The following is a 9316-nucleotide window of genomic DNA, read 5'->3' on the forward strand; positions in this document are numbered from 1 at the left end:
GAAGGGAGGGGGAGAGGGAGGGGAGCGGGGATCGGCCAGTCGTCGGCTACGCCGCGATCGACGCTGAATCCGCCGCGGCCGCGGCGTCGAGGAAGATCGAGATCCCGAGCTCGATCTCCCGTTCCGTCGAGTCGAGCGGCGGCAGTAGCCGGATCGTCTTCTTCCCGCAGCCGAGCGTGAGCAGGCCGCGGTCGAGCGCCTCGGCGACCACGGCGTCGCGACGGTCGGGCGCGTCGAACTCGACCGCGAGCATCAGCCCCTTCCCGCGCACGTCGACGACCGACCCTGGGGCGTCGTCCGCGAGCAGCTCGCGCGCCTGCCGACCGCGGTCGGTCGCGTTCGCGAGGAGGTCGTGTTCCTCGATCGCCTCGATCGTGAACGCCCCCATCATCGAGCCGAGGAGGTCGCCGCCGCCGAACGTGGAGCCGAGGCGGTTCTTCTCCTCGGGGAACAGCTCCGATCGCGACACGGTCGCGCCGACCCGCAGCGCCTTCGCCGCCGAGATGACGTCCGGCTCGATGTCGTAGTGGTCGGAGGCCCAGAACTCCCCGGTCCGACCGACGCCCGACTGGATCTCGTCGACGACGAGCGGGATGTCGTACTCGTCGGTCACCGCCCCGACCTCCGCCATGAACGCCTCGCTCGGGAACCGATAGCCGCCGACGCCCTGTATCGGTTCGAGCACGACGAACGCGACCTCCTCGGGGTTCACGTGACCACCTTCCGGCGCGAGCGCGTTCCGGAGCCGCGACCCGTCGCCGGTGAAGAACCCGCAGTCGCACGTCGCCGCGGTACACTCACGGTCCGCACAGAACGGGACCGTCTCGATCCCGGCGATCTCCGGGTAGTGGCGGGTGTACACCTCCTTCGATTTGGTGAGCGAGAGGGTTCCGAGCGTCCGGCCGTGGAAGCTCCCGCCGAACGCGTAGCCGTACTTCGCCGCGGGCTTGTGATCGTGTGCCACCTTCATCGCGTTCTCGACGGCCTCCGCCCCCGAGTTCGAGAGGAACACGGTGTCCATCCCGTACCGCGAGGAGACGTCCGTCAGCTTCTCCATCAGGTGGCTGGAGCCGGGGACCACCGACGACTCGGGATCCGGTCCCGCCCCGAAGTACATGTCCTGCCCGGCGATCTTCATCGGCTCGACGAGGTCGAACTCCCGGAGCTTTCCGAGCACCTTCCCGTTGTTGTAGCCGAGCGGCGCGGCCCCGATGTGACACGTGAAGTCCATGAGGACGTTGCCGTCGACGTCGGTGACGAACGGGCCGTCCGCCTCGCGCGTCACGTCCCAGACGAACTCGTGGGAGTACTCGCTGGGGGCGGCGTGTTCGCCGTGGTACGCCACCCACTTCTCGGCGTTCGGCCCCGGAAGCCCGCCGGCGTCCGGCTCCGCGGTGTCCCTATTCATACACAGATAACGTGTACACCATACATTAAAAGTTGTTCTCGCGTGCGGTTCACCGTCGGAACGAGGGGTTCGAAGCGAGGCGTTCGGAACGGGGAGATCAGGACTGGCGGCTCGAAAGGCTGAAGGGTGGAACGCGAACGCTGGGGCGCGTCGCCCCGGCCGACCGTTGAAACCGGATGCCGAACCAGCGTGCCCCGTGAGCTGAACGACGACCCACGTCGGTCGGGGCGGGTGTACGGCGAGCCGTCGTGGGCGCGGAACGGAGCCGTCTGTCAGCTACTCGTCCGCGAGCGGCGCTACTCGCCCCAGTTTTCGACGCGCTGCGGACGGTCGGAGACCGCCATCACGTCGAGGTCGTCGTCCGCGTGTTCGATCGCTTCGAGCGCCGCCAGCGCGCTGGCGTGCGTCGAGAAGTACGTGATCTCCTCCTCGACGGCGACCTCGAGCAGCTCGCGCTGTCTGGAGACGATGAGGTCGATCTCGCCGCGACGGGCCGCCTCGACGAGGTCCGTCGCCGTCGACAGCTCGAAGTGAGCCGAGAACTCCTCGACGAGCGCCTCCCCGGCGGCGGTGTCGGGATCGGGGAACTCCTCGGCGGAGAGGTCGACGACGGCCGTGCCCGACTCCGGGATCGGCTTGCCGGTCGAGTCCTGCGCCTTGTCGTACGCCTTGCCGAACGAGCGGGCCGTCCCCATCACTTCGCCGGTCGACTTCATCTCGGGGCCCAGACGCGGGTCGGAGCCCGGCAGGCGGTCGAACGGGAGGACGACCTCCTTCACGCTCCGGTGTTCGGGGATCCGTTCCTCGGCTTCGAGGTCCGCGAGCGACAGGTCCGTCATCACCTTCGCGGCCAGCTTCGCGATGGGGACGCCCGTCGCCTTCGAGACGAACGGTACCGTCCGCGAGGAGCGCGGGTTCGCCTCCAACACGTACACAGACGGCTCGGCCTCCGGGTCGTGGACGCCGGTCACCGCCAGCTGCACGTTCAGCAGACCGACCGTGTCGAGCGCGCGGGCGATGTCCTCGGTCACCTCGCGGACCCGAGCGAGGGTCGCGTCGTCGAGCGAGCGGGGCGGGATCATACACGCCGAGTCGCCGGAGTGAACGCCGGCGCTCTCGACGTGCTCCATCACGCCGCCGATCAGCACGTCGTCGCCGTCGGCGACGGCGTCGACGTCCAGCTCGACCGCGTCCGAGAGGAACTGGTCGACGAGGATCGGCTTGTCGGGGGCGACGCGCACCGCCTCCTCGATGTAGCGTTCCAGCTCCTCGTCGTCCTCGACGACGCGCATCGCGCGTCCGCCGAGCACGTAGGAGGGACGAACCAGCACGGGGTAGCCGATCCGGTGGGCCAGATCGAGCGCCTCGTCCCGGCTGGTCGCGGTGTCGCCCTCCGGTTGGGCGACGCCGATCTCGTCCATCAGAACGTTGAAGCGGTCGCGGTCCTCCGCGAGGTCCATCGCCTCGACGCTCGTTCCCATGACCTCACAGTCGAGCCCGCGGCGCTCGATCTCCGCTTTGAGCGGTTCGCCGACGTTCACGGAGGTCTGGCCGCCGAACTGGACCATCACGCCGTCAGCGCCGGTCGTCTCGATCACGTCCGCGATCTCCTCCGCGGAGATGGGCTCGAAGAAGAGCCCGTCGGAGGTGTCGTAGTCGGTCGACACCGTCTCGGGGTTGTTGTTGACGACGTGTGCGTCGATGCCGAGCTCGCGGAGCGCGCGGACCGCGTGCACCGCACAGTAGTCGAACTCGACGCCCTGGCCGATCCGGATCGGACCGCCCCCGACGACCACGACGCTCTCCACGTCGGCGTCGACGCGGACCTCGTTCCGGGTCCCCGCCGTGTCCGCGCCCCGCAGGAACTCGGGCAGCCGGGCCGAGTAGTAGTACGGGGTCGACGCCTCGAACTCGCCGGCACAGGTGTCGACCTGTTTGAACGTCCGGGCGGGGACGTCGGCCTCCACGTCGCTCACGTCGGCCTCGACGCCGCCGGCCACGGCCGTCGCGGCGATCTCCGCGTTCGTCCGACCGGCCGAGGCGGCGGGCGTGAACTCGCCCGTCGCGGCCGCCGCGGTCGCCTCCGACACGTTCGCGAAGCGCTCGACGTACCAGCGGTGGATGTCCGTGAGGTCGACCACGTCGTCGACGGAGTAGCCGCGGTCGAACGCCTCGAACATCGCGTACGGGCGGTCCGGGCTCGGCCTGACGAGGTACTCGGCTTCGAGCTCGTCGTCGCTCACGTCCGCGAAGTCGACGGCGGGGTCGTACTCCGAGGAACGGAGCGCCTTCGTGAGGCTCTCCTCGAACGTCCGACCGATGGCCATCGCCTCGCCGGTCGACTTCATCGCCGTGCCGAGCTCGAAGTCGACGTCCTCGAACTTGTCGATGGGCCAGCGCGGTACCTTCGTCACCACGTAGTCGATGGCGGGCTCGAAGGCGGCGGTCGTCTCGCCGGTGATCTCGTTGTCGATCTCGTGGAGCCGCTTGCCGAGCGCGACCTTCGCGGTGACGCGGGCGATCGGGTAGCCGGTCGCCTTCGAAGCCAGCGCCGACGACCGCGAGACGCGGGGGTTGACCTCGACGACGCGGTACTCCCCGCCGGGAGTCCCGTCGTCGCGCCAGGCGAACTGAATGTTACAGCCGCCCTGGATGCCCAGCTCGCGGATCACGCCGAGCGCCGCGTCGCGCATCTCCTGGTGACCGTCGTCCGGGATGACCTGTGATGGGGTCACGACCGTCGACTCGCCGGTGTGGATCCCCATCGGGTCGATGTTCTCCATGTTGCAGATGATGATACAGGAGTCGTCGGCGTCCCGCATCACCTCGTACTCCAACTCGACCCAGCCCGCGATGGACTCCGTGATCAGCACCTCGCTGTTCCGGGAGAGCCGCAGCCCCTTGCGGACGCGCTCGACGAGCTCCTCGAAGTCGTCGACGACGCCGGAGCCGGAGCCGCCGAGCGTGTAAGTCGTCCGGGCGATGACCGGGAGTCCACCGACCTCGTCGACCGCGTCCTGGACGCGCTCGCGGAGCGCACCCTCGTCGAAGTCGGTGACTGACTCGCCCTCGTCGAGGGAGATGGTCGTCGACTGGGGGACGGGCTGGCCGATCTTCTCCATGCGCTGGCGGAAGAGGTCCCGGTCCTCCGTCGCGTAGATCGTGTCCAACGGGGTCCCCATGACCTCGACGTCGTGCTCCTCGAGGATGCCCTGTTCGGCGAGCTCCGCGGTGACGTTGAGCCCCGTCTGGCCCCCGAGCCCGGCGATGACGCCGTCGGGTTCCTCGATGCGGATCACTTCGGCGATCGCCTCCGGCGTGATCGGCTCGATGTACACCCGGTCCGCGGTGTCCGGGTCGGTCATGATCGTCGCCGGGTTCGAGTTCACCAGGACGACGCGTGCACCTTCTTCCTGGAGCGCGCGGCACGCCTGCGCTCCGGAGTAGTCGAACTCCGCCGCCTGTCCGATCTGGATCGGCCCGCTGCCGATGAGCAGAATGGTCCGGTCCTCGCTCATTATCCCGACGGAGTACGCTCATCGTAATAAGGCCGACGATAAAGTACGATTCTCGCAGTAGATTTGCGATTTTCGCAAGGTATGTCGGGACGTGCCGTGCGCTTCGAGACAACACACCGCACTCGTTTCGGTTCACGTCCGTCGGTCGCTTCCACGCGTTCCGCCGGCCGCTCCCACGCGTTCCGTCGCTCCCGCCGCCCCGCCGGGGTCAGGCGTACGGGTCCTCGGCGTCGAGGTCGCGCTCCGCGCGGTACTGGTCCACGAACGCCGTCACGTCGAACGCCATCATCTCCTCCTCGAACCGGGAGAGGGCCTCGCCGTCCTCGGCGTGGCTCACGGCGTGCTCCATCAGCTCCACGACCAGCTCCACGATCACCTCGTGAAGCCGGTAGGCGTCGAAGTCGGCGACCCACACCATCGCGTAGCCGACGCTCGCGTCCTCGCTCGCGTCGTGGGCGACGACGGCCTCGGGGAACTCCTCTAACACCACGCCGAGTAAGTGCGGCGTGTCGAACTCCGGCATCTCCTCGCTGGTCGTCTCTATCGCCTCGCGCAGGACCTCGACGAGGAACTCCGGGAGGAACCGTTCGGGCGGATGGACGTCCATCACGACCGCGTGGGTCCCGCCGCAGTCACAGTCGAACTCGCGCATTCCGAGGTCCAGCTCCCCGAGGGCGACGGTCCGCCCGCAGGCGAGCTCGAGGCCGTCGTCGTCGCCGCCGGGGACGCGTGGCTGCGCCATGCCCGCACTTGGCGGCTGTCCGGGTTAAAAGGCGCGAAGACGATCCGGGGCGAGGCGGCCGGGACCGAGGCAGCCGGGAGCGAGGCAGCCAGGAGCGAGGCGGCCGGGAGCGAGGCGGCCGGGAGCGAGGCAGCCAGGAGCGAGGCGGCCGGGTGTGAAAGCGATCCCAGGGCCGGGACGACCGGATACGGAAACGACCGGGACGACAGCCGCGTCCCTTTAGCAAGACAGTTACGGGGCGGGCCGCTGGTGTCGGTATGGACGTACTGGAGGTCGCGGCGCGTGCGGCCGCGTCGGGGCCGGTCTGTGACGCCTGTCTCGGCCGCCTCGTCGCCGACCGGAGCTTCGGGCTGTCGAACGCCGAGCGCGGGAAGGCCCTGCGGGTCGCCGGGGCGGTCGCCCGCGACGACGACTACGATCCGGTCGACGTCGCCGACTGCTGGGTGTGTGAGGGCCACTGTGCCGACTTCGAGGAGTGGGCCGATCGCGCGGCCGCGGCGGTCGAGGGGATCGAGTTCGCCACCTACAACGTCGGGACGCGACCGCCGCCGCTGATCGAGGAGAACGAGGCCCTGCTACGCGAGGAGGCCGGCCTCGACGCGGACGCCGGCGAACCGTTTAAATCCGAGTTCAACCGCGAGGTCGGCAAGCGGTTCGGTCGGCTCACGGGTGCGGAGGTGTCGTTCGACCGGCCGGACGTGCAGTTCACGATCGACCTCGCGGAGGACGACCTCGACGCGAAGGTCAACTCCACGTTCGTGTACGGCCGCTATCGGAAGTTGGAGCGGGACATCCCGCAGACGGAGTGGCCGTGCCGGGAGTGTAAGGGCTCCGGGCGGCAGGGCGCCGAGCCGTGTGACCACTGTGGCGGCTCCGGCTACCTCTACGACGACAGCGTCGAGGAGTACACCGCCCCGATCGTCGAGGACGTGATGGACGGGACCGAGGCGACGTTCCACGGCGCGGGCCGCGAGGACGTCGACGCGCTGATGGTCGGGACGGGTCGTCCGTTCGTGATCGAGGTCGAGGAGCCGCGTCGCCGTCGCGTCGACGTCGAGCGGCTGGAGGCGGACATCAACGCCTTCGCGGCGGGTGCGATCGAGGTCGAGGGGCTCCGGCTGGCGACGTACGACATGGTCGCGCGCGTGAAAGAGCACGACGCGTCCAAGCGCTACCGCGCGGAGGTCGCCTTCGACGACGACGTCACCGCCGACGCGCTCGCGGACGCGGTCGACGAGCTGGCGGGCGCGACGATCGAACAGTACACGCCCAACCGAGTGGACCACCGTCGGGCGAACCTCACGCGCGAGCGAGACGTGTACGACATGACGGGCGAGCACGTCGACGACCGGCACGCCGTCGTCGAGGTCCACGGTGCGGGCGGCCTCTACATCAAGGAGCTGATCTCGGGCGACGAGGGGCGCACGGAGCCGAGCCTCGCCGGCCTGCTCGGCGTCGGCGCGACGGTCTCCGCGCTCGACGTGCTGGCCGTGGAGGGCGAGGCGGAGCCGTTCGAGCACGAGGAGTTCTTCCGGGACTGAGCGCTCGCCCGACGGTCGGAGTACGGATGGGTTCGTCGCCCCCATCGCGTCCGCGCCGTCCCTCGCATTCGCGCCGCCACTTGCGTCCGCGCCGCCACTCGCGTCCGCGCCGTCCCGGAACGCAACGTTTAGCGCACGGGCGGGCACAGATCGGGTATGCGCTTCTTCGAGACCCTCGCGGACCGGATCGCGGCGACCGACAGCGTCGTCTCGGTCGGGCTCGACCCCGACCCGAGCCGGATCCCCGAGTTCCTTCGCGGGAAGGACCTCCCGCGGTGGGCGTTCAACCGCCGGGTGATCGACGCGACACACGAACACGCCGCCTGCTACAAGCCGAACGCGGCGTTCTACGAGGACCCGGACGGCTGGCGCGCGCTCCGGGAGACGATCGCGTACGCGGAGGGGAAGGGCGTCCCCGTGCTGCTCGACGCGAAGCGTGCGGACATCGGCAACACGACCCGCCGGTACGCCGAGGCGCTCGACCGGGCCGACGCGATCACGGTCAACCCCTACATGGGTCGCGACTCGCTTCAGCCGTTCTTCGACCGCGAGGACAAGGGCGTCTTCGTCCTCTGTCGCACGTCGAACCCCGGCGGGGCGGACCTGCAGGACCTCGAGTTAGCGTCCGGCGAGCCGTTGTACGAGCGGGTCGCGGCGCTCGCGGACGTCTGGAACGCGAACGACAACGCCGGGCTCGTCGTCGGCGCGACCGCCCCCGAGGAGTTGGCCGAGGTCCGCGAGATCGTGCCCGAGATCCCGTTTCTCGTTCCCGGGGTGGGCGCACAGGGCGGCGACGCCGAGGCCGCCGTCGAACACGGGCTCGCGGATCACCCCGGCGTCGACGTCGACGTCGGGCTCGTCAACTCCTCGCGCGGGATCATCTTTGCGGGCGAGGGGTCGTCGCAGCCGGACGACGAGGCGACGTACTTCGGCGCGGCCGGCGACGCGGCCAAGCGCCTCAAAAAGCGGCTGAATCGCTACCGGTAGCACCGACAGCTCAGCCGTCGAGCCCGACGCCGTCCGGGCGGTCCGGATCGGACGCGTCGGTCGCACAGTCGACACACGCGCGGGCGGGCGACTCCCAGTGGTCCGAACAGACCACCCGCCCGCAGTGCCCGCAGGTGTGTTTCCCCGGCGCGGCCTCACAGACGTGACACAGTCCGGCGACACTCATGGTTGATCCATGGGTCGCGGTGCTTATCAGTGTCGGGGGCGACCGGCGGATATGCGCCAGTTCGTCGTCGTCGGCCACGACGCGCCGACGACGCCAGACGACGTCTCGCTTTCGGACCTGCCCGGCGCGGGGCGGCTCGACCTGCTGTGTCGCTGCGTCGCGACCGGCGTCTTCCTCTCACACGGGATCCGCGAGTCGGTCCGCGTCCACCTCGTGCACGACGACGCGCTCACCGTGACGTTCGACGCCGACCGGCTGCGACACCTCCACCCCGACGAGCGGAACGTCGCCGCCCGGATCCGTGACGCCCTCGCCGCCCGCGAGGACGCGATCGGTCACATGCCCGCGGACGTCTCGCCGGGGGTCGAACTCCGCCGGATGGGGCTCGCGGCGACGCTCGATCGCGTCGCCGCCGCCGGGACCCTCGTGGAGCTCCACGAGGACGGGGAGCCGCTCGTCGACGCCGCGCCGCCCGTGGACCCGGTGTTCGTGCTCTCGGACCACCACGACTTCACGGACGCGGAGGCGGACTTACTCGCCGAGCACGCCGAGCGACGGGTCCGCGTCGGCCCGGAGCTGCTCCACGCCGACCACACGATATCGGTCGCGCACAACTGGCTCGACACCGACGGCTACGCCTCGTACTGACCGCCAAACCCACCGACTGCGACGCCCCGGTCGGGTCGTCGCCGTCACGCATCACCACGGCTCGCCGCGGGGGCGTCCCGCTCCGTCGTCCGTGGTTTCGGAAGCGTTAAAAGACACACCGGCCTTTGTCCGAATGCGGGCCGGTGGGGTAGCTTGGTATCCTTCGGCCTTCGGGTGGCCGTAACCGCAGTTCGAATCTGCGCCGGCCCATAGGATACATAACCCTTTTCCACCTTTTTCTTACACTTAGCGGCGGCGCTACGAGGTGGTCGACGTGACCCCGCT

Annotated in this window: 7 protein-coding genes and 1 tRNA gene; 4 read left to right on the plus strand and 4 right to left on the minus strand. The window is 69.6% G+C overall.

Features of this window, described 5'->3' with window-relative positions; genetic code table 11:
• Window positions 1-46: 46 nt before the first annotated feature.
• From GRS48_RS00360 to GRS48_RS00370, 3 genes are all read right to left on the minus strand, one after another.
• Window positions 47-1408: an aminotransferase class III-fold pyridoxal phosphate-dependent enzyme gene (locus GRS48_RS00360; RefSeq protein ID WP_159482967.1), complete on the minus strand. Its 1362-nt coding sequence runs from the start codon at window positions 1406-1408 to the stop codon at window positions 47-49.
• A 296-nt stretch (window positions 1409-1704) separates the two neighbouring features.
• Entirely contained in the window at window positions 1705-4926 is a 3222-nt protein-coding gene (gene carB / locus GRS48_RS00365; protein WP_159482968.1) for a carbamoyl-phosphate synthase large subunit, read from the minus strand.
• 208 nt (window positions 4927-5134) lie between these two features.
• A complete protein-coding gene (locus GRS48_RS00370) occupies window positions 5135-5668 on the minus strand; it encodes a DUF5815 family protein (RefSeq protein WP_159482969.1) in 534 nt (177 codons plus the stop codon).
• Between the two features lie 257 nt (window positions 5669-5925).
• Here GRS48_RS00370 and GRS48_RS00375 point away from each other — a divergent pair, with 257 nt between their 5' ends.
• Together GRS48_RS00375 and pyrF are read left to right on the plus strand one after the other, a co-directional pair.
• Window positions 5926-7209, plus strand: coding sequence for a tRNA pseudouridine(54/55) synthase Pus10 (locus GRS48_RS00375; RefSeq protein WP_159482970.1), 1284 nt, complete (start codon window positions 5926-5928; stop codon window positions 7207-7209).
• A gap of 156 nt (window positions 7210-7365) precedes the next feature.
• Complete coding sequence (gene pyrF / locus GRS48_RS00380) at window positions 7366-8196, plus strand: orotidine-5'-phosphate decarboxylase (protein ID WP_159482971.1); 831 nt, start codon at window positions 7366-7368, stop codon at window positions 8194-8196.
• A gap of 10 nt (window positions 8197-8206) precedes the next feature.
• On the opposite strand, the gene GRS48_RS14970 is transcribed toward pyrF, so the two are convergent.
• The gene (locus GRS48_RS14970; RefSeq protein WP_200840177.1) at window positions 8207-8383 is read right to left on the minus strand and encodes a hypothetical protein; all 177 of its coding nucleotides are present in this window, start codon (window positions 8381-8383) and stop codon (window positions 8207-8209) included.
• 51 nt (window positions 8384-8434) lie between these two features.
• Between GRS48_RS14970 and trmY the strand changes: the two genes are divergently transcribed.
• Window positions 8435-9031 (plus strand): tRNA (pseudouridine(54)-N(1))-methyltransferase TrmY, encoded by a 597-nt coding sequence (gene trmY / locus GRS48_RS00385; RefSeq protein ID WP_159482972.1) that lies wholly within the window; start codon window positions 8435-8437, stop codon window positions 9029-9031.
• Between the two features lie 137 nt (window positions 9032-9168).
• A tRNA-Pro gene (locus GRS48_RS00390) sits at window positions 9169-9241 on the plus strand.
• The last annotated feature ends 75 nt before the right edge of the window (window positions 9242-9316 follow it).

Source organism: Halorubrum sp. JWXQ-INN 858, from assembly GCF_009806985.1.
Taxonomy (GTDB): domain Archaea; phylum Halobacteriota; class Halobacteria; order Halobacteriales; family Haloferacaceae; genus Halorubrum.